Genomic DNA, 20,946 nt, shown 5'->3' with positions numbered 1-20,946 from the left:
GTATGATTATAATATTGTATATTTATAGAGTCAATTAAATATTTATAAATTTTTAAATCTAAAAAAACTTAATTTTATTAGAAAAATAATATACTCAGCCGAATTTTTATACAAAAATAGTGCATAGTAGTTTTTTTATTTCACTTCAAGTACAATAAAACAATACATACGTACATACAGGCGGGGAAAAATATAAACGAAAAATTAATTGAGAAAATGATTATAAAAAGTTTTCAACAATATCAATGCAGTCCAATATCAAAAGAAGATCAGGAAATGCTAGTGAAACATATTCAAACGGTGACTCATTCAAATATTGAAATTGATTTATACGAGGAAATTGAGGATATTGTTTATGATTATGTAACTGGAAAACAATAAAAAATAGGAGATTTCCATATGGAAATCTCCTATTTTTTACTTAATGATTTAGCTGCTTTCCGATCTTGTAATTGTTTGATTCGAGGATATTGAGGATATTGTTTATGATTATGTAACTGGAAAACAATAAAAGATTTCCATATGGAAATCTCCTATTTTTTACTTAATGATTTACCTGCTACACGTTCAAATAAACCTGGGAATAAAGCATAAAGTTTCGGGCCAATTCCCATCCACTTCGGTAAGTTTACTTCACGTTTTTTCGTGTGCATCGACTTTACGATTTGTTCTGCTACGTATGTTGGTTTTAACATGTAACGTCCCATATTCTTTACATATGTACCAGATTGATCCGCTATTTCAAAAAAGTTTGTATCTATCGGACCTGGATTAATTGCTGTAACATAAATATCTGTATTCGCTAATTCCATGCGTAAACTATTCGTAAATCCTAATACGGCATGTTTCGTTGCTGCATAAGCACTCGATTTCGGAGTTGCAATTTTTCCAGCAAGTGAAGCAATATTAATAATATGTCCTTCATTCTTGTTTACCATATAAGGTAGTACCGCTTTCGTACATGCTACTAATCCAAATACATTTACTTGGAACATATCTTTTACTTCACCCATTGACGCATCTTCAAACGTTTTAAAAATACCAAATCCCGCATTGTTTACTAATATATCAATACGTCCCACTTCTTGTAATACCTTTGAAAAAACAGACTGTACTTCCATCTCTTCACTTACATCTAATACATAATAATAGCAAGGCGTATTATAAGTTTCTTTAATTTTGTCTACTAACGCTTGTAGTTTCTCTTCTGTTCGAGCCATTAATACTGGAGTCGCTCCCTGTGCTGCAACTTGCATTGCAACTTGCTCACCAATCCCACTAGAAGCACCTGTAATGACGATTACTTTATTTTGTAAACGTCCTGTCATTGCTGTCACCTACTTTGCATAATAAATCAATTGTTGCGATGACTCATCAATCATCACTTGTTGATTATATGCTAAATAGTCCAATTGTCCAACCGTTTCTGAAATAGTAAGTGGTAATTGTTCTTTATATAATACCGGAAATAGTTTTACACATACTTCAAATGCTGTCATTGGTTTTTCCTTTAATAACTCAAGCACTTTAAAAGCACGTGTTTCTTGCTTTTGTAATCTCGTTTCAATAAGTTGTTTCACATTTAGAACATCTTCCCCATGCCCTGATAAAATGCGTGAAATATTCATTTCGCTTAAACGCTGTAATGTTTGATTATATTTTAGTAATGGGCGTGCCCGCTCTGTTTGCCCTTCATATGGTGGTTCTAGTATTGGATTCGAAGAAATATGACTAATGAGAGCATCTCCACCAATTAATATTCCATCAGATTCTCTATATAAAGAAATATGAGTAGAAGCATGGCCTGGTGTTTCAAGCACTGTAAATCCAGGCAAAGAATTAATACGATCTCCTTCTCTCACAGTATGCGTTAACGATCTATTACAAGAATATTTAAGTGTCCTCGTCGTCAATAACGACTCGTCTTTCAAAAATGCTGCTGGCACACCAAACTGTAAGGCCGTCTCTCTAAAAAATTCATGATACCGCTTTAAAAATTCTGGATTTTGTGTGATCCAAGGCTCATTCCAAGGATGTCCAATAATATTCGTCTTCTCAGAAAATATATTTAAAAGTCCACAATGATCTGCATGATGATGCGTAATGACTACTGTTTCAATATCTTCTATCGTATATCCTAATGCACCTAATTGACTTTCTAACGCATTCCTTGCCTCTTCTGTATTCGTCCCTGTATCAATTAATGTTAATGTCTCCCCCTCAACTAAAAACACATTCACAGTTTCCACTGCAAATGGTACAGGAATCTCCATTCGGTGAATCGCCGTCATGCTTAGCCCCCCTGTCTCTTTCCGGTTCAAAAATGAATACTTCTTCAGTTTACAACTTCTATATATATTTGTCATTATTTTCAGATAAAAAGAGGTGTTTCCTATAAGAAAACGAATGTATGTACATTTATAAGAATTTCTAACCAAAATTAAAGGAGGAACATCATGTCTATTCAAAACATTTCCTTTCTCGGTGCAGGCTCTATTGCTGAAGCTATTATTGGTGGCTTGTTACATGCAAATGTTGTTAAAGGTGAACAAATTACTGTAAGTAATCGTTCTAACGAGACGAGATTACAAGAGCTACATAAAAAATACGGTGTCAAAGGTACTCATAATAAAAAAGAATTACTTACTGATGCAAATATTCTTTTTCTAGCAATGAAACCAAAGGATGTTGCAGAGGCGCTTACCCCTTTTAAAGAATACATAAATAATAACGTGCTTATTATTTCATTACTAGCAGGTGTTTCTACTCACTCAATTAGAAAACTACTTCAAAAAGACGTTCCAATTATTCGTGCAATGCCAAATACATCCGCAGCCATTCTAAAATCAGCTACCGCTATCTCCCCTTCAAAACATGCAACAGCGGAACATATTCGCACTGCAACATCTTTATTTGAAACGATCGGTCTCGTCTCTGTTGTAGAGGAAGATGATATGCATGCTGTCACTGCATTATCCGGAAGTGGACCTGCTTATATTTATTACGTAGTGGAAGCTATGGAAGAAGCTGCAAAAAAAATTGGTTTAAAAGAAGATGTTGCAAAATCACTTATTCTTCAAACGATGATTGGTGCTGCTGAAATGCTAAAAGCAAGTGACAAGCACCCTTCTATTTTGCGAAAGGAAATTACTTCTCCTGGTGGAACTACCGAAGCAGGTATTGAAGTATTACAAGAACATGAATTTCAACAAGCACTTATTTCTTGTATTACACAGGCAACGGAACGATCACATAATCTTGGAAAAACATTAGAACAACTAACAAAAGAAACTTAGATCCTTTTTCTCACACTTAGTTATTGTTCTTCCCAAAAATCTCTTCTTGCAGGCGACGACCAGTCGGCGTTGCTGCAAGTCCACCTTCTGCTGTTTCACGAAGTGCTACTGGCATCGTTTGTCCAATTCTAAACATTGCCTCAATTACTTCATCACATGGAATTGTACTCGTTACACCAGCTAATGCTAAATCTGCTGAAATCATCGCATTCGCAGCTCCTGCTGCATTACGTTTTACACAAGGCACTTCTACAAGTCCTGCAACAGGATCGCACACTAAACCAAGCATGTTCTTTAATGAAATTGCCATCGCTGTAGCTGCTTGATCTTGTGTTCCACCAGCCATCTCAACTGCAGCTGCAGCCGCCATTCCACTTGCTGAACCAACTTCAGCTTGGCATCCTCCTGCCGCACCAGAAATACAAGCATTATTCGCAACAACCATACCGAAAGCTCCTGCTGTAAATAAGAACTCAATCATTTCTTCACGTGTAGGCTGCAATTTTTCTCTTAGTGCAAATAGTACACCTGGCACTGTTCCAGCAGACCCTGCTGTTGGTGTTGCACAAATAATTCCCATCGCTGCGTTTACTTCATTTGTTGCAACAGCTTTGCTTACTGCATCCAAAATCGTATCTCCAGATAAGCCTTTTCCACTCTTCATATACGCTTGAACTTTTACAGCATCTCCACCAGTTAAACCAGTTGGTGATTTCACGCCGCGAATACCACGTTCTACTGCTTGTTCCATCACGACTAAGTTCTTTTCCATACCAGCAATTACTTCTTCACGTGAAATACGTCTTGTTTCCATTTCACATTGAATCATAATTTCTGCGATTTTTACATTTTGTTCTTTAGCTTGCGCCACTAGTTCCGCTGCGTTCCGAAACATGGTGTGTCCCCCCTGCAATTAATCCATAATAGTTACTTGACAAATATTTTGTTGCGCTTTTATTTCTTCAATCACTTCATCTGCTAATAATTCATCTGTTTCAATAACCATAAGCGCTCTTCTTCCTTTTTCTTTACGAGAAACACTCATTGTACTAATGTTAATCTCGTGTGTAGCAAGGATTGAAGCCACCGCTGCAATAGCACCAAAGCGATCGTTATTTACAATAAGTAGTGCTGGACTTGTGCCTGATAATTGAAGATCGAATCCGTTTAATTCTACAACTTCAATTTTACCGCCACCAATTGAGCAAGCAACAACTTCAATTTCTTCTTCACCTTTATACAAACGAATTCTTGCTGTATTTGGGTGAGGTGCATTGGCATCTTCTTCAATGAATTCCACTTCAATTCCGCGCTCTTTTGCTATTTCTAGCGCCTCTGGAATACGTAAGTCATCTGTTTCAAATCCCAATATTCCACCGATTAGTGCTACATCGGTACCATGCCCTCGATACGTCTTTGCAAATGATCCATATAACGAAATGCTTACTCTTTCTGGTTCATGACGAAACAGCTGGCGAGCAACTTGCCCCATTCTTGCCGCGCCTGCTGTATGTGAACTTGATGGTCCAATCATAACTGGACCGATAATATCAAATACTGAGCGATACTTCATCATAACTCCCCCTAAACCTCTATGAAAAAAATTTATTCTACTATTCTATTAAGCTGCTACATCTGTCGCTTTTCCAGTTGTACCACGAATTTGTTCTGCTGTATGAATTGGATAATTTTTGAATAAAAGTAATCCAATATAACCTGAAATAATACCAGTTATCATAATACATAAGAATCTTAGTATTATTTTCATTAAAAAAATGATATAAGATAATCCACAATAAAGTCTGGTAGCAATCCAAAGTTTAACACAGAAGCCATTGCAAGCATAGCATAAACAAGTGATATCTTTCCTATTATAATTCTCATGTTACTCTCTCATGGTTTAGTCAACTTCACTTGTTACGATAATAACTAAAAAGCATGTGACTTATCATAAATTATAATCTGCCCTCATTATAGCTTGTTTTTTATAAAACGCTTACTTTTGTTGAATTTTAAAAGTTCTGAATAAAAGTCCATTCCTGCTATTTGTATCACTTGTATGTCATCTGACTTATATAACAGTTTTTCTAAATAATCATTATTTCGTATTTTTATCGTATATATTCAAACCATTCTAATTTTCTGTATCATCCAAGTATAAGCATAAAATAATAACAGTTTTATTTTTAAATTTTTTTAGACATAAAAAAATGGTAACCTGTTGTTACCATTTTTTACAAAATTATCATTTTTCTACTGGGAATGATTTCAAATCTGTCGCTATTTCTGTATTAGAAAACAACTCTCTTGCCTCTTTCAATAATTCCTTATATGTATCTCCTTGATAGCGAGAACTAATGTGAGTTAAGATTAATCGCTTCGCATTTGCCTGAAGTGCAATGCTCGCAGCTTGCTTAGATGTGGAATGAAAATAATCATGCGCTTGTTGCTCATCTTCTGCTGCGAAAGTCGCTTCATGGACAAGTACATCTGCATCTTGCGCAAGCTCCCTACTCGCTTCGCAATATCGCGTATCACCTAAGATAGTAATAATTCTTCCTTTTTGAGGTGGGCCGATAAACTCATTTCCATTTAATATCGTGCCATCCTCTAATTCAACTACTTCTCCATCTTTTAAACGTTTAAAGATTGGACCTGGTTTCACACCCATCTCAAGCAATTTATCAACTAAAAGAGCACCTTGTATATCTTTCTCTACAATACGATATCCAAAACATTCTATACCGTGTGACAATCTTTTCGTTTCTACATAAAATTCATTATCTTCAAATACGGTACCTTCTTCTGTTATCTCCACAACTTCAAGTGGATATTTCACATGTGTCGTACTTACCGATAATGCCACTTCAATAAATTGTTTAATTCCTTTCGGTCCATACACCGTTAAAGGCGTAGTTCCTCCTTGAAATGAACGGCTACCTAATAAACCAGGCAATCCAAAAATATGATCGCCATGTAAATGCGTAATAAATATTTTTTCAATGCGGCGCGGACGTACCGATGTATGTAATATTTGATGTTGCGTGGCCTCGCCACAATCAAATAACCAAGTCTGTCCTCGTTCTTCTAACAATTGTAAAGCAATTGCTGAAACGTTCCTTCCTTTTGAAGGAACACCTGCACCAGTTCCTAAAAATACAAATTCCACTTTCTTTCCTCCAGCTCTAAATATACTCTATCTCTCATCTTACGGAATGTTATTTCAAATGGCAAATCGAATTTACATAACCAATCATCTAGACAACTATATAACACGAACATTATACTTAAAAAAATTACCAATCGTTCGTGTTTTGTGGTAAAATAATTATACTACATTTTAAGGGAGCGTTTTATTATGAAAGAAGTATTTCGTTTACAAACTGATTTTTCATCTTCATTTGATCGCTGGGTAAGTTCTTTCGTGTCTGATCACCCAGCACAATTAGAATGGACAACTTTAAAGGAATTAATCCATGAATATACAACATCACATACAAATGATACGTTACCAGCATATATTTCTTCAGCTTTAACATATTACGCCCAACGCGTTTCAACTACAAACAGTTCAGAGATTGTTATTTTTGAAAACCCTACAATCTCGTAATCTATAATAAAAAAGCACTGGTTACAGTGCTTTTTTATTTATACTTATTTAACAAATGATCATATTCCGTCCAAAAGTCGGTATACATACTTCGCTCAAGCTCATTTAAAATTATCTTTTCACTTGATTTATTAAATAATTCTTTTGCTTGTAGTGCAAAAGAAACAATTTGTTTTCTATATTCATTTTCATTCAATTCTATATGAAGCCCTTCATAGTATATAGCCTTTTGATCAGTAGAAATAACTTTGACAAAGTCCTTTAAAATCACATTTTTACCTATATGGTTTATAGTCCAATGAATTGAAATTGGGCATCCTAACATTAGCATAGTGCCACATCCGTGCAAAATAACCCCCTCTTCATTTTCAATATCACAAATATATTCTTTATCTAAAGTTCGTAACAAAGCTAAAGCTGATTCACTTATTCCCCATTCCTCATCCATACCTGTTTGTGTAATAATCGTTCCATCCACATTTAAATAAAGTGAAACTTTAATCAGTGGGGGGGCACCGTCCCCACTGATTATTAGTTGAACCAATCGGGCTTTTACGGGCAGTTTGATCTCTCCCACCTAACTCCTTTGCTCTAGCCGAATTTTGAGGTGGGAGTCTTACTGCCCGTTAATGCGGGATATATTTCTCCGTGTGAACATAAATCTTCCTGCTCATTAAACAACCATTTTTGATTCTCAATATTTATAATAAAATTTTGTGGTACCATTACAAATTCCCCTTTTATAAAAATATTTATTTTCCATATTATTCATAATCAATATCATGCATTTCATCCCACATATCTATTATAAATCCGTTTAATATTTTAAAAACACAGATAAAAAAGATATTGACACTACGATTTTACAGTGCTAACATTCAACATGTAATTGAATATAGTCTCTGTTAGGTGAGGCTCCTGTATAGAGAAACGCTGCTGCCCAAAAATGTCGAGAGACGCCAATGGGTCAACAGGAAAGGTCGGAATGAAGGCCTTTTTTAACGTAGCTGGTTTCAGTACCTATGCTATACAGTGCTAAAACTCAACGAGGGAGAGGTGCATGTATTTTGTCATACACAAAAACTGTTTTTATTTATGTCTACTAACAGTCTTTGTTGTGGACTCTTTTAACTGCGAATTCAGACCTTTACTCGTTTTGAGTAAAGGTCTTTTTACGTCTATATGCACCTTACTATGAAACAAACATAGCATATTCAGAAACTACTAAATTGTACGGAGGTGAGGAACAGTTGGCAATTGATGATTCGGCCCAGATACCCATACGTTTTACATTCATATTTCATCATGTAGGTAGGAAAGAAACTGTTCCTCACCATTTCAAATAGTTAGGTAACAGATTGTTTCCTCCTTCATGACAGAGGAGGAACTACCGATGTTTAATTTACAAAGACAAGAAACAAAGCATGCTTATGAGCAAGATAGCATGAAAACAAATAACGAATTATTAGTGGAGGTTGCAACACAAGATGTAATCTCTGCGTTAAAACTTCTAGAAACAACACAAGATGGATTATCTAAACAAGAAGTGGCTCGTAGACTTTCTTTATACGGTCCGAACGAAATAGCTCATAATAAAATGGCGCCGTGGTACATTCAATTTCTATTGGCATTTAAAAATCCATTTATTTTCGTTTTATTAGCTCTTGGAGCACTCTCCTTTTTCACAGATGATATGCAAGGAACGATTGTCGTATCTGTAATGGTCCTACTTAGTGCAACGATTCGGTTTTCCCAAGAATTTCGTTCTCAAAAAGCTGCCGATAAGTTAAAAGCTATGGTTCGAACAACTGCGAGCGTATTTAGAATAAATGGATTTGTACATGAAACAAAAAATGTAAAGAATTTAAACCGAAATTACACAACAGAAATTCCAATTGAGGAACTTGTACCTGGCGATATTATTTCCCTTTCATCTGGTGATATCGTTCCAGCTGATGTGCGTGTTGTATCCGCTAAAGATTTATTTGTTAATCAATCTTCTTTGACAGGGGAAGCACTTCCTGTAGAAAAATACGAACACTGCTACCATACAGAAAATAAGCATATCTTACCGAAAAACATGAAAAAAAATTACAATCCACTCGATATGGAAAACCTTTGCTTCATGGGAACAAATATTGTAAGTGGTAGCGCAAAAGCTGTTGTCATCTCAACAAGTACCGATACGTATTTCGGCTCTTTAGCAAATAAGGTAATTGGAAAGCGTGTAGAAACAAGCTTTGATAAAGGTGTAAACAAAGTAAGCTGGCTCTTAATTACATTCATGCTTATTATGGCGCCTATTGTCCTTCTCATTAATGGATTCACAAAAGGAGATTGGCAAGAAGCTTTCTTCTTCGCTATTGCCGTCGCTGTTGGTCTTACACCTGAAATGTTACCAATGATTGTAACTGCTAATTTAGCTAAAGGTGCCGTTAACATGTCTAAACAAAAAGTAATTGTAAAACAGCTAAATTCTATTCAAAACTTAGGTGCTATGAACATTCTTTGTACAGATAAAACCGGAACTTTAACAGAAGATAAAGTTGTCCTTGTTCGTCACTTAGATCCCAAGGGAAATGAATGCAATCGCGTCTTACAATTTGCCTATTTAAATAGTTTCTATCAAACTGGATTGAAAAATTTAATAGATAAAGCTGTTATTAAGCATACAGAGGAAAACAATAAATTTAATCCATCAGCTTTTCAAAAGCTAGATGAAATTCCATTCGATTTCGCCCGCCGGCGTATGTCAGTCATCGTAAAAGATATTTCAGGTGAACATACAATGGTTTGTAAAGGTGCCGTAGAAGAAATTTTATCAATTTGTAATTACACCGGAGTGGATGAAAAAGTCGTTCCACTCACCGAGGAAATACGTTCAAATGTCAAAAAACTAAGTGAGACATTAAATAGTGAAGGTATGCGGGTTATTGCTGTGGCTTATAAAAAAGATAGAAGAATAAATAATAAAGAGTACGCAGTAAAAGACGAAACAGATATGATTCTCAGTGGATATATCGGCTTTTTAGATCCACCGAAACCATCTGCAGCAGCTGCAATTCAAGCATTACAAAAACATGGTGTACAAGTGAAAATTTTAACTGGCGATAACGAAATTGTTACAAGAAAGGTTTGTAAAGAAGTTGGATTAGATATCGGCGAACCAATCCTCGGTTACGAGATTGATTCTTTACCAGATAAAGCATTAGCAAAACTTGCTGAAGAAACGACTGTATTTGCGAAGCTTAATCCAATGCAAAAATCTCGTATTATACACGCATTACAAGGAAATGGACACACTGTAGGTTACATGGGAGACGGCATTAACGATGCTGTAGCATTACGTGAAGCTGATGTCGGAATATCTGTTAATACTGCTACTGATATTGCGAAAGAAGCTTCCGATATTATTCTACTCGAAAAAAGTTTAACTATATTAGAAGCAGGTATTTTAGAAGGACGTACTACATTCGGAAATATTTTAAAATATATTAAGATGACAGCTAGCTCTAACTTCGGTAATGTGTTTAGCGTGTTAGTAGCAAGTGCTTTCATTCCTTTTTTACCGATGCTTGCCATTCATCTTTTAATTCAAAACTTACTTTATGATATTTCACAACTTTCTATTCCATGGGACAAAATGGATAAAGAGTTTCTAGAAAAACCACGAAAATGGGATACTGCAAACTTACGAAACTTCATTATTTGTATCGGCCCAATTAGTTCCGTATTTGATATTATCACATACGTAGTCATGTGGAATGTATTTGGTGCAAATACACCGAGCGAGCAATCATTATTCCAGTCCGGTTGGTTTGTCGTTGGATTGTTAACACAAACTTTAATTGTTCACATGATAAGAACACAAAAGATTCCATTTATTCAAAGCACTGCATCAACACCAGTCGTTTTATTAACCGCTCTTATTATGGCAATCGGGATTTATATTCCATTCTCACCACTTGGTGCAGCCGTTGGTTTACAAGCATTGCCACTTAACTACTTTCCTTGGTTAGTAGGAATACTATTAGGCTACGCTTTTTTAACACAATTCCTAAAAAAGCTTTATATTAAAAAGTTTCGTAGCTGGTTGTAAAAATAAGAATGAGTGGATATTCCCCGCTCATTCTAAAAGACATAACACATATTTATATATGGAGGTGACCATGATGGTATGGTACGACATTGTATTCAGATTAGTTATAGCAATTATTGTAGGAGCTTGCATTGGAATGGAAAGACAATGGAGACACAGAATGGCTGGGTTACGGACAAATGCTCTCGTATCACTTGGTGCCTGTATATTTGTTTTATTATCCGTCATGCTTGATCATGATGCTAGCCCATCCCGCATTGCTGCTCAAGTCGTTAGTGGCATTGGCTTTTTAGGGGGTGGCGTTATTATCCGCGATGGTTTTAGTATTAGAGGGCTAAATACGGCAGCTACTTTATGGTGTGCAGCTGCTGTCGGTACTCTTACAGGCGCCGGTTTCCTCGTTGCAGCTATATTAGGTACAGCCGGCGTGTTACTAGCAAATATACTCCTTCGCCCAATTGCTCTTTTTATGAATAAAAAATCAAAAAAAGAATCACCAGAACAAACAAACTACTTACTTTCCCTTACTTGTTCAGAAGAAAATGAAGCACATATTCGTTTTTTACTTATGCATATGGTAAGTACAGAAGGGCTCGGTTTAAAAGAGTTGTATAGCGAAGACGTAGATTCTAATCGAAAGGTGTGTATACAGGCTACATTACATTGCAAGACAAATGCGGCTATCTTAATTGAAAAAATAGTAAGTAGAATGCTATTAGAATCTGGCGTTACTGCAGCTGGTTGGAAAACTTCATTAGATTTAGAAGCAAGTTAAAAATGAAAGGTGTCATGATTTTACTACTTCATGACACCTTCTACATAAACTTATTTTCTAACTTTTGTTGAAACGACTTCTCTTGCTTACGTAGTAGTTGACTACCTCGTTGTAAAATCGGTGTTCCATACTTATCATTAATTTGATCAATGACAGCAAGTAGTGGTTCTTTTTTCGCATCCTCTTCAAATGAAAACAAATCTAATTGTTTCACCGATTCTGTCTTCCACTCTATTTCAGTAGCTGTAACACCTAGTAAACGAACGGAATCACCATCCCAATGTTGCTTCCATAAACGGGATGCTGCTTGAAAAATATCACGTTCTTCCCAAATCGCATTTTTCAATTGCTTACTCCGTGTTACTGTTCGCCTATCATGGTATTTAATCATAATTTGAATATTATAGCTGACAAGGGTTCGCTTTTGTAATCTTTTACTCACTGATTTTGATAACCGTTCTAACATATCAAGTAATTCTTTCTCTTCATCCATATCCTTTGAAAAAGTCATCGAGTTACCGACACTTTTATGTTGGCCCATTTGACTCGGATCCACTTCCCTATCATCCGTACCTTTTGCACGCTTTTGTAAATCAATACCGTGCTTGCCAATTTTAGCGCGAATGATATGCTCGTCTCCCTTCGCTAACTGTTCAATTGTATGTATATGAATTTCATTTAATTTTTCAGCTGTTTTTTCTCCAATCCCATGCATTGCTTCAACTGGAAGTGGCCAAATCATTTCTGGAATATCACGTTTTCGAAGCACGGTAATACCGAGAGGTTTTTTCATATCAGAAGCTGTTTTTGCTAGGAAAAGATTTGGAGCGATTCCGATACTACACGGAAGCTGTAACTCTGTTAATAGTGCTTGTTGCATCATCTTTGCTATTTCAAGAGGCGAACCAAGTGCATAGCAATCTGTAATATCTAAATATCCTTCATCTATTGAGACTGGTTGTATCTTTTCTGTAAAACGGGAAAGGACTTGAAACATTTGAAATGAAGCTTCGCGATATAATGTGAAATTAGGACGCCTTACAACTAATTGCGGGCATAATCTTTTCGCTTCCCAAAGGGGCATCGTCGTACGTATTCCGTATTCTCTCGCCTCATAACTACATGTTATTATAATTCCTTTTCTCTCTTTTTCATTTCCAGCAACCGCTAATGGCTTTCCTTGTAATGATGGATCATGAGCAATTTCAACAGATGCGAAAAAGCAATTCATATCTACATGTAAAATAACACGACCATTTTTCGGATACATTTCTCGCATAGTACTCACCCCCTGATCAGAACGTTCGTTCTTTTATTATATCAAATTTTGCACAATAGTTATAATAATTACTTGTTCTTTTTTATAATCGATATAAAGAGGATACACATGTGAAAGAGGCTGATTATGATGAAATTAACTATATGTTCCTTGTAGTTATATTAATCATTGCAATTAATTATTTACTACTTCCGATTTTCAATATGAATACGTTAGGATTATTCCCTCGTCTAGTACATATAGCAACAACGTATATACTTCCATAGTTTTTCTTATATTGGCTTATACGTCTTGTCAAAGCAATCGAGTCAAAATAAAAAGCGTGTAAATCACAATTGATTTACACGCTTTTTCTATTCCATTACTTCGCTACTTCTTCAATAATTGCAACAACTAATTCTGCTGTTTTTGCTAACTCTTCAACAGGAATTTTCTCGTTTGTTGTATGAATTTCTTCATAACCAACTGCCAAGTTAACTGTTGGAATACCGTGTCCTGCAATTACGTTTGCATCACTTCCGCCACCACTTTGGTGAAGAGAAGGTGTACGACCAATTTTTTCAGCTGCACGTTTTGCAACTTCTACAACGTGATCGCCATCAGCAAATTTAAATCCTGGGTACATAACGTTTACTTCAACGTCTGCATGACCGCCCATTTCTTTTGCAGTTGTTTCAAATGCTTCTTTCATTTTCGCAACTTGTGCTTCCATTTTCTCATTGATTAACGAACGAGCTTCTGCAAAGATTTGTACATGATCGCAAACGATATTCGTTTGTGTACCACCTTCAAAACGTCCAATATTTGCAGTCGTTTCAGAGTCAATGCGACCAAGTGGCATCTTCGCAATTGCTTTCGCTGCGATAGTAATTGCAGATACACCTTTCTCCGGCGCTACACCAGCGTGAGCTGTTTTCCCGCGAATAATTGCGTTCACTTTCGCTTGTGTTGGAGCTGCAACAACGATTTCACCAACTTTTCCATCGCTATCTAATGCGTAGCCATATTTCGCTGTAATACGCTCACGATCTAAAGCTTTTGCACCAACAAGACCTGATTCTTCTCCGACTGTAATAATAAATTCAATTTTACCGTGAGGGATATTTTTCTCTTTTAAAACACGGATTGCTTCGAACATTGATGCTAATCCAGCTTTATCATCCGCACCTAAAATTGTTGTACCATCTGATACGATATATCCATCTTTAATAGAAGGCTTAATTCCATTACCAGGAACTACTGTATCCATATGAGAAGTAAAGTAAATTGTATCAACACCATCTTTTGTTGCTGGTAAAGTACAAATTAAGTTGCCTGCACCATGACCAGTTACAGCCATTGTGTCATCTTCAAATACTTCTACACCTAAATCTGTAAATTTCTTCGTTAATACTTTGCAGATTTCTGCTTCAAATTTCGTTTCAGAATCTACTTGTACTAATTCCATAAATTCATTTACTAAACGTTCTTGATTAATCATAAGACTGCGCCTCCTGCACTACCATTATGTATGTAACACTACTAATTATAACAGAATTTCGCAAAAGTTTCGAAATACAAGACAAAAAACAGATGGTTTACATGTCTAGATAACCATCTGCTTTCTATTACTCATTTAACAATACCCAGCGCATATGATCCTCCCACACGCCATTTACCATTAACATCTTCCTAGACACGCCTTCATATTGAAAACCTATCTTCGTCACCACTTGTATAGATGCTAAATTACGAGGCATAATCGGAGCTTCTATACGATGTAACTGAAATTCCTCAAAAGCAACTTGAATTGCTTTTCTAAGTGCTTCTGTCGTATACCCTTTGTTTAACTCTGCTTTATCTAATTTATAACCGAGTACACAAGATTGATAAATGCCACGAACGATTAAATTAAATGAAATACACCCAATTATTTTTGTATCATCACCCTTTTTAAAAATCCATAGTCTGATGATTTTCCCGTCTTCGAACTCTTTTCTATCCTTTTGCAACTTTTTCTTTTGATAATCTAGCGTAAAAAAATCATCCGGTCTATACTCTTCCCAAGCTTTTAAAAATTCACGATTTCTGTCGTAATATTGAAGAACTGTTTCAGCATACGACTCATCTATTTCCCTTAAGTATAAACGATCTGTTTCGTATATTTTCATCATCGTATCTCCATTCTTCAGCTTGCCCAACTAAAAATTAACAATATATCCTTTAACTATATTCTCTATACACACTCAAATTTCCTGTTATATTTTGCAATCCCCTCCCGAATTTTGTCCTCACTCTCCCCTTGTCCATAATTTCATTTCTCGTTACAATGAAATTGTACTGATTTGCAAGGAGGTATAACGATGCATAAAAAAGCTCAAAAAATTATGGTTTATGTGATGCTAATTTCTATGCTTGTAACAACATTACTTGCTGGCGCGAGTATGTTTTGGTAAAAAGGGCGATGTGTTCGTCCTTTTTTTACTTTTTACACATGAAAAAATAAACCATCTCGACATCGAGATGGTTTATTTTATATAAAACACAATCGCTACAATACTAAAGGAAAATGACATTACAAGTGCTATTACAAAACTTGTATATTGTTTCTGCTGAAATGCTCCAATAACAAAAGTGAGATTAAGTAATGCCATACATACAATCGCTACAAGATAAGAACATATATTAAAAGTTGCCAATATGAATGTAATAACAAATAGAAATCCCATAAAAAACTGCATATACGAAAGTTTTGGATTCAAGTACATATGAGCAACCCCTTTATCTAATTTTATCTTTCTATACTTTCATTAACGCATGGTTATGTACACATGTCAAGACAACTTATTACAATAGAAAAAGCCAACCTTTTCGTTGGCTTTTTCATATGCAACGGCTCCTTTTTCTTTTGCCAATTGCTGAAATGATTTTTTCGATTTCACAATCCATACTTTCGTTCCAATTGGAATACGATCAAACAAATATTCCACATCGTTTTTCTTCATTCTTATACATCCTTGTGAAATATACTTTCCAATTGAACTCGGTTGGTTTGTTCCATGTATTCCATATTTACTTCCATCAGTTCCTCTTGCATTAAATCCAATCCACCTTGATCCAAGTGGATTTTTTGGCGATCCACCTGGAATATCCTTTGCAATGTAATATGGATCCTTCGCTTTCATTACAACATCAAAAGTTCCTTCTGGAGTTAATTCATTCGTTTTCCCTGTCGCTACTGGAGAAACCTTTTGAATCTTTCCATCGTCAATGTAAGCTAATTTATTCGTTGCTTTATTTACAATAATAAAAGGATCTCCGGCACGTGGATTCTCCCCAAGAGGCCAAAGCGGCGATAAAGAAAGACATAATATGATAGAGAGAAGATACGGCATAGATAATTCCTACCTTCTATATAAGTTCTTTTATATTATCCTTTCCCTTAAAGCGACTTTTAATGAGTAAATATTGTTCCATTTCATACACAAGTTGAACAAGTTTCGCACGTATCTCAAATTCTTCGCGTGTAGCTGGCAATGGCATGTCTCTAAATAATTCCCTCATTTCTTGAAGCTGCCTTAAGGAAATAACGCCAGTACTCTCAGGGCTAATAGCATTACCAATGTTTTCAACAACATCTGCAATCATGTCAGCTTGTTCATATGTCCACGATAAAGAAGCTGCTAGTGGTATCATTCGCTCTAAAATTTCGAATTGTTGCATACGCATATTAAAATAACGATAGTAATAATCATCTTCTCGCATAAATGCATTCTCAAGTTTTTTAAACGATAAATCTCTTGCCTCATTTAACATATTCTCGGTTTCAATGAGTTCTGCTCCACTCCAACTACTTTCTCGATTTCGTAAATACACAACCATTTCAAACAAAATCGTTTTAAAATTACTCTCTATTTTATCTTGATACTCTTTTAGCTTATTTTCACTACTCGGCATATACATATTCACTAATAGAGCCACGCTAATCCCTATCGTTAATATAGCAATTTCATTTCCAACTATAAGCCATGTAATTTGCTTCAATGAATATAGATGCATAACAATAACTGAACTCGTGACAATACCTTCTTGAATTTTAAGCATTACTGCAGTCGGAATAAATGTAAGTAACAATATGCTAATTGCAAGTGGTGTATAGCCGATCGTTTCAAAAATACAAAACGCGAATACCATTGATAATACACACGCTAGAAAACGATGTAACGACACTTGAAGCGATTTGCGCTTCGTATTTTGTACACATAAAATAACTAAAATACCTGCTGAACTATAAAATTCTAATCCTAATAACTGAGCAATAAAAACTGCCGCGCCTGTCCCTATTGCTGTTTTTACTGTACGGTATCCAATTTTGAACATATCATTGCTCCTATATGTATAAACGTATTTACAGCTAGTATAAAAAAAGGATGACACAATGTCATCCTTTTCTACTTATTATTCACATAACCTTTTCATATTACAATATTTTTTGTAAAAATTGTTGCGCACGTTCACTTTTCGGCGCTGCAAAAAATTCTTCTGGCGCACTATCTTCTACAAGCTTTCCTCCGTCCAAGAAAAGAACACGATCTGCCACTTCTTTTGCAAAGCCCATTTCATGTGTAACGATAGCCATCGTCATTCCTGTCGTAACTAACGATTTCATAACTTCTAACACTTCTTTCACCATCTCTGGATCTAGCGCCGATGTCGGTTCATCAAATAACATAACTTCCGGTTCCATCGCTAACGCTCTTGCAATTGCTACACGTTGCTTTTGTCCTCCCGACAAACGATTCGGATACGTATTTTTTTTATCTACTAATCCAACCTTTTCTAAAAGTTTCTCAGCTTTCTTTTCAGCTTCTTGCTTCGTTACCCCTTTTACATTGATAGGAGCATACGTAATATTTTCTAATACAGTCATATGAGGAAATAAGTGAAAATGCTGAAATACCATACCGACATTTTCACGAACATGCATAACATTCGTTTTCGGATTCGTTACTTCTTCCGTTCCAATCCAAATGTGACCATCCGTTGGTGCTTCTAACATATTCATACAACGTAAAAATGTTGATTTTCCTGATCCAGAAGGTCCTATAATTGCAACTACTTCCCCTTTTTCAATCGTTGTTGTAATTCCTTTTAATACTTCGTTTTTACCAAATGATTTATGAAGGTTTTCAATTTTAATCACTTTTCTTCATTCTCCCTTCAATTGCCTTCCCGACTAATGTAAGAATAATGACTAACATATAATAAATCAGTCCAACAAAAAGTAATGGTTCAAGATATTTAAATGTCTCACCGCCTACGATGTAAGCACGACGCATTAAATCAGTCGCGCCTATTACTGTTACTACAGCCGATTCTTTCGTAAGTGTCGCAAATTCGTTCACAAGAGCTGGTAATATATTTTTTAATGCTTGAGGGAAAATAATATTTCTCATCATTTTTCCGTACGGTATCCCTAAAGCCATCGCTGCTTCTGTTTGTCCTTTATCAACTGCTTGAATACCAGCACGAATCACTTCTGACATGTATGCACCTGAATTCAAGCTAAATGCAAGTACAGCTGCTAAGAATGCTGGTATTTCATAACCAATTATTTGCGGGACGCCGAAATAAATAATCATTAATTGCAATACAAGTGGTGTACCACGAAAAATTGATGTATAAAAATCTGCTGCTATATTTAACGCTCGTATTCTAGCAATTTTACAAAGTGCTAATAATGTTCCTAAAATAAATCCTGCTAAAGCTGATACTGCTACAATTTTCAAAGTAACTTCTAAACCTTTTAGTATATATGGTATCGAAGGCGTAATCGCCGAAAAATCTAAGTTCATCCTTTTCATTCCCCTCAAAGAAAAGTGAAAGGCAGCTTATTTTTCGCTGCCAAACCATTTCTTCACTAATTTATCCATTTCTCCATTTTCTTGCATTTTTTTAATTACTTTATTAAATTCAGCTGTTTTATCACTATTTTTCGGAAGGGCAATTGCTGCTCCAACTTCTTCTGGCGCTTCTTTAATTTCAATTCCTTTTAAATCTTTCATTTTCTCTAAATAATTTTTAGCAACTGTGTCTTCTATAATTGCAGCGTCAAAACGACCAGCTTTAATTTCTTGTACGATTTCTGGTATACGGTCACGTCCCTCAACTTGGAAATCTACTTGTTTTTTAAATTCTGCTGCTTTCTCTTCTTGAATAGATCCTGTTTGTACTCCTACTTTTTTCCCTTTTAAATCCTCTACAGATTTAATATTAGAATCCTTTTTAGAAACGACCATATTTTTCGCAACAAAATAAATATCTGTAAAATCAACATTATTTTTACGCTCTGCAGTTGGCGTCATACCTGCCATTACGAAATCAACTTTTCCTGAACTAAGAGATGCTAATAAACCACCAAAATCCATATCTTTCACTTTCACTTCATACCCAAGTTCTTTTCCAATATATTTAGCAACATCAACATCAAAACCAATAATTTCATCACTTTTTGAAGCTTCCACGTATTCATATGGTTTATAATCTGCTGAAGTCCCCATTACGAGTACTTTCTTATTTCCTTTTGTTTCTTTCGATTCCCCATTACTACAAGCGCTGAATATACTTACAATTAAAATAAGTGCAAACGATATTGATAATAACTTCTTCATCTTTCTTCCCCCTAATAATGTATATTTAAAAGTTTAATAGAATATTTATTCGATGTTTGTATTGTATCAGCACTTTTATTTTTATGCAATATATAAAATAAAAATAAATAAAATAACAATATAAACGCTTTTTGTTGTGTATAAAATAATGCATAAAATAACATAACTATGCATATCTCAGAAATTAAAATAATAAATAAAAAAGGCGGCACATCCACTTGATTGTGGACGTGCCGCCTTTTTTATTATTTTTTATAGTTCTTCACAATTCTCTTCGAAATACGATTGTAGTTTTGCAATAACTTGCATCGGTTCATGACCTTCAATTTCATGACGCTCTACCATCGTTACAATTTTTCCATCTTTTAATAAAGCAAATGATGGAGAAGAAGGTGGGTACCCTTCGAAATATTCACGCGCTCTTGCTGTCGCTTCTTTATCTTGACCTGCAAACACCGTTACAAGGTGGTTAGGACGTTTATCATAATGTACGGAATGCGCAGCAGCAGGACGAGCGATACCACCTGCACAACCACATACAGAGTTTACCATTACAAGTGTTGTTCCATTTCTTTTAAACGCTTCTTCTACCGCTTCTGGCGTCGTCAATTCTGTATATCCAGCAGAGACAATCTCTTCACGCGCTTGGCGGACAACATCATTCATAAAAAAGTTAAAATTAATCACTCTTTTCCCTCCTCTAAAACTACCTATTTGTATCTTACCAGTTAATGTTTATGAAATACAAGTAAGTTTACTTGTATTTAAGTATAGAAAAGGTGTTAGAGCACTTGCTCTAACACCTTTTCTTTAATGACCACGATGTTTTTGCTTTGCTTTTTGTACTTTAATTAAACGTCTTCTTTCTTTTTCAGCTTCTCGCTTCTCCTTAGACTGCACTTTCTTTTCTTGTTTATGCAATTCATAAGATAAACTAATCGCCTCTTGCGCCTTAGTAAAACGTTTAACATTTGTTTCTTTTGCTGTTTGTCGTATGATACGCTTTATATTTTTAGGACGCTGTTTTTCTTTAACTTCTACACCACATTTTGCAAAATGCTGAAAATGCTCTAAATGTGAACCATTCACAAACATAAGCACTTCTTCATCTGACGGTTCCGCTCCAAAAATATACCTCGCTCCATACAATTTCCCTTGTTCTTTGCATGTAATAATTCCAACAAAAAATTGGCCATCATGATATACTGTCAACTCCATTGACAGCCCCTCCTTTAAA

The 20,946-nt window shown here is 35.4% G+C and carries 23 protein-coding genes, 1 pseudogene and 1 riboswitch; of the genes and pseudogenes, 7 read left to right on the top strand and 17 right to left on the bottom strand.

From position 1 onward, the window contains the following. Positions 1-192: 192 nt before the first annotated feature. Positions 193-381, top strand: a complete 189-nt coding sequence (locus DN403_RS14195) for a YqzH family protein (protein ID WP_001003222.1) — start codon at positions 193-195, stop codon at positions 379-381. Between the two features lie 152 nt (positions 382-533). Here the strand turns inward: DN403_RS14195 and DN403_RS14190 are convergent, their stop codons facing one another. Continuing rightward, positions 534-1,328, bottom strand: coding sequence for an SDR family NAD(P)-dependent oxidoreductase (locus tag DN403_RS14190; RefSeq protein WP_000147794.1), 795 nt, complete (start codon positions 1,326-1,328; stop codon positions 534-536). 9 nt (positions 1,329-1,337) lie between these two features. Further along, positions 1,338-2,291, bottom strand: coding sequence for an MBL fold metallo-hydrolase (locus tag DN403_RS14185; RefSeq protein ID WP_016077263.1), 954 nt, complete (start codon positions 2,289-2,291; stop codon positions 1,338-1,340). A 165-nt stretch (positions 2,292-2,456) separates the two neighbouring features. On the opposite strand from DN403_RS14185, the gene proI reads away from it, so the two are divergent. Next, a complete protein-coding gene (proI, locus tag DN403_RS14180) occupies positions 2,457-3,296 on the top strand; it encodes a pyrroline-5-carboxylate reductase ProI (RefSeq protein WP_149185542.1) in 840 nt (279 codons plus the stop codon). Between the two features lie 16 nt (positions 3,297-3,312). Here proI and sdaAA read toward each other — a convergent pair whose 3' ends face one another. From sdaAA to rnz, 3 genes are all read right to left on the bottom strand, one after another. Then, a complete protein-coding gene (gene sdaAA, locus DN403_RS14175; RefSeq protein ID WP_000489454.1) occupies positions 3,313-4,191 on the bottom strand; it encodes an L-serine ammonia-lyase, iron-sulfur-dependent, subunit alpha in 879 nt (292 codons plus the stop codon). Between the two features lie 18 nt (positions 4,192-4,209). Beyond that, positions 4,210-4,869: an L-serine ammonia-lyase, iron-sulfur-dependent subunit beta gene (gene sdaAB / locus DN403_RS14170; protein WP_000877451.1), complete on the bottom strand. Its 660-nt coding sequence runs from the start codon at positions 4,867-4,869 to the stop codon at positions 4,210-4,212. Positions 4,870-5,541: 672 nt separating this feature from the next. Next, the gene (gene rnz / locus DN403_RS14160) at positions 5,542-6,465 is read right to left on the bottom strand and encodes a ribonuclease Z (RefSeq protein ID WP_000397454.1); all 924 of its coding nucleotides are present in this window, start codon (positions 6,463-6,465) and stop codon (positions 5,542-5,544) included. A gap of 189 nt (positions 6,466-6,654) precedes the next feature. On the opposite strand from rnz, the gene DN403_RS14155 reads away from it, so the two are divergent. Further along, positions 6,655-6,906 carry a DUF3932 family protein gene (locus tag DN403_RS14155; RefSeq protein ID WP_000665709.1) on the top strand — a complete coding sequence of 84 codons (252 nt, stop codon included), beginning with the start codon at positions 6,655-6,657 and terminating at the stop codon, positions 6,904-6,906. A gap of 34 nt (positions 6,907-6,940) precedes the next feature. Here DN403_RS14155 and DN403_RS14150 read toward each other — a convergent pair. Continuing rightward, a pseudogene (locus DN403_RS14150) lies at positions 6,941-7,632 on the bottom strand (hypothetical protein). 168 nt (positions 7,633-7,800) lie between these two features. Continuing rightward, positions 7,801-7,968, top strand: a riboswitch (M-box (ykoK) riboswitch). A gap of 331 nt (positions 7,969-8,299) precedes the next feature. Between DN403_RS14150 and mgtA the strand changes: the two are divergent. Further along, entirely contained in the window at positions 8,300-11,005 is a 2,706-nt protein-coding gene (gene mgtA / locus DN403_RS14145) for a magnesium-translocating P-type ATPase (RefSeq protein ID WP_149185540.1), read from the top strand. A gap of 73 nt (positions 11,006-11,078) precedes the next feature. After that, on the top strand, positions 11,079-11,780 hold the full coding sequence (locus tag DN403_RS14140; protein ID WP_000262346.1) for an MgtC/SapB family protein: 702 nt from the start codon (positions 11,079-11,081) through the stop codon (positions 11,778-11,780). A 40-nt stretch (positions 11,781-11,820) separates the two neighbouring features. Here the strand turns inward: DN403_RS14140 and DN403_RS14135 are convergent, their stop codons facing one another. After that, positions 11,821-13,059, bottom strand: coding sequence for a DNA polymerase IV (locus DN403_RS14135; protein WP_001208861.1), 1,239 nt, complete (start codon positions 13,057-13,059; stop codon positions 11,821-11,823). A 110-nt stretch (positions 13,060-13,169) separates the two neighbouring features. Between DN403_RS14135 and DN403_RS31150 the strand changes: the two genes are divergently transcribed. Continuing rightward, positions 13,170-13,325 (top strand): hypothetical protein, encoded by a 156-nt coding sequence (locus DN403_RS31150; protein WP_000656487.1) that lies wholly within the window; start codon positions 13,170-13,172, stop codon positions 13,323-13,325. A 95-nt stretch (positions 13,326-13,420) separates the two neighbouring features. On the opposite strand, the gene DN403_RS14130 is transcribed toward DN403_RS31150, so the two are convergent. Then, positions 13,421-14,539, bottom strand: coding sequence for a tripeptidase T (locus tag DN403_RS14130; RefSeq protein WP_000609803.1), 1,119 nt, complete (start codon positions 14,537-14,539; stop codon positions 13,421-13,423). A gap of 127 nt (positions 14,540-14,666) precedes the next feature. Further along, positions 14,667-15,212: a GNAT family N-acetyltransferase gene (locus tag DN403_RS14125; RefSeq protein WP_014894891.1), complete on the bottom strand. Its 546-nt coding sequence runs from the start codon at positions 15,210-15,212 to the stop codon at positions 14,667-14,669. Positions 15,213-15,401: 189 nt separating this feature from the next. On the opposite strand from DN403_RS14125, the gene prli42 reads away from it, so the two are divergent. Further along, positions 15,402-15,494, top strand: coding sequence for a stressosome-associated protein Prli42 (gene prli42 / locus DN403_RS14120; protein WP_000549037.1), 93 nt, complete (start codon positions 15,402-15,404; stop codon positions 15,492-15,494). Between the two features lie 72 nt (positions 15,495-15,566). Here the strand turns inward: prli42 and DN403_RS14115 are convergent, their stop codons facing one another. The 8 genes from DN403_RS14115 to DN403_RS14080 form a co-directional block, all read right to left on the bottom strand. Continuing rightward, positions 15,567-15,806 carry a DUF3894 domain-containing protein gene (locus DN403_RS14115; RefSeq protein ID WP_000281167.1) on the bottom strand — a complete coding sequence of 80 codons (240 nt, stop codon included), beginning with the start codon at positions 15,804-15,806 and terminating at the stop codon, positions 15,567-15,569. 66 nt (positions 15,807-15,872) lie between these two features. Then, the gene (locus DN403_RS14110; protein WP_001146572.1) at positions 15,873-16,433 is read right to left on the bottom strand and encodes a L,D-transpeptidase; all 561 of its coding nucleotides are present in this window, start codon (positions 16,431-16,433) and stop codon (positions 15,873-15,875) included. 16 nt (positions 16,434-16,449) lie between these two features. Next, entirely contained in the window at positions 16,450-17,418 is a 969-nt protein-coding gene (locus tag DN403_RS14105) for an aromatic acid exporter family protein (protein ID WP_000472671.1), read from the bottom strand. 100 nt (positions 17,419-17,518) lie between these two features. Next, positions 17,519-18,241, bottom strand: a complete 723-nt coding sequence (locus DN403_RS14100) for an amino acid ABC transporter ATP-binding protein (RefSeq protein ID WP_000590203.1) — start codon at positions 18,239-18,241, stop codon at positions 17,519-17,521. Next, positions 18,234-18,893, bottom strand: coding sequence for an amino acid ABC transporter permease (locus DN403_RS14095; protein ID WP_001046915.1), 660 nt, complete (start codon positions 18,891-18,893; stop codon positions 18,234-18,236). The genes DN403_RS14100 and DN403_RS14095 overlap by 8 nt, the downstream gene beginning before the upstream one ends. A 36-nt stretch (positions 18,894-18,929) precedes the next feature. Further along, positions 18,930-19,709, bottom strand: coding sequence for a transporter substrate-binding domain-containing protein (locus DN403_RS14090; protein WP_000735462.1), 780 nt, complete (start codon positions 19,707-19,709; stop codon positions 18,930-18,932). Between the two features lie 252 nt (positions 19,710-19,961). Next, complete coding sequence (locus tag DN403_RS14085; protein ID WP_001979317.1) at positions 19,962-20,375, bottom strand: BrxA/BrxB family bacilliredoxin; 414 nt, start codon at positions 20,373-20,375, stop codon at positions 19,962-19,964. A 144-nt stretch (positions 20,376-20,519) separates the two neighbouring features. Further along, the gene (locus DN403_RS14080; RefSeq protein ID WP_000424201.1) at positions 20,520-20,927 is read right to left on the bottom strand and encodes a YjdF family protein; all 408 of its coding nucleotides are present in this window, start codon (positions 20,925-20,927) and stop codon (positions 20,520-20,522) included. Positions 20,928-20,946: the final 19 nt, after the last annotated feature.

Source organism: Bacillus sp. AY2-1 (assembly GCF_008368965.1).
Classification (GTDB): Bacteria; Bacillota; Bacilli; order Bacillales; family Bacillaceae_G; genus Bacillus_A; species Bacillus_A thuringiensis_S.
This window is presented reverse-complemented; position numbering and strand designations above follow the sequence as displayed.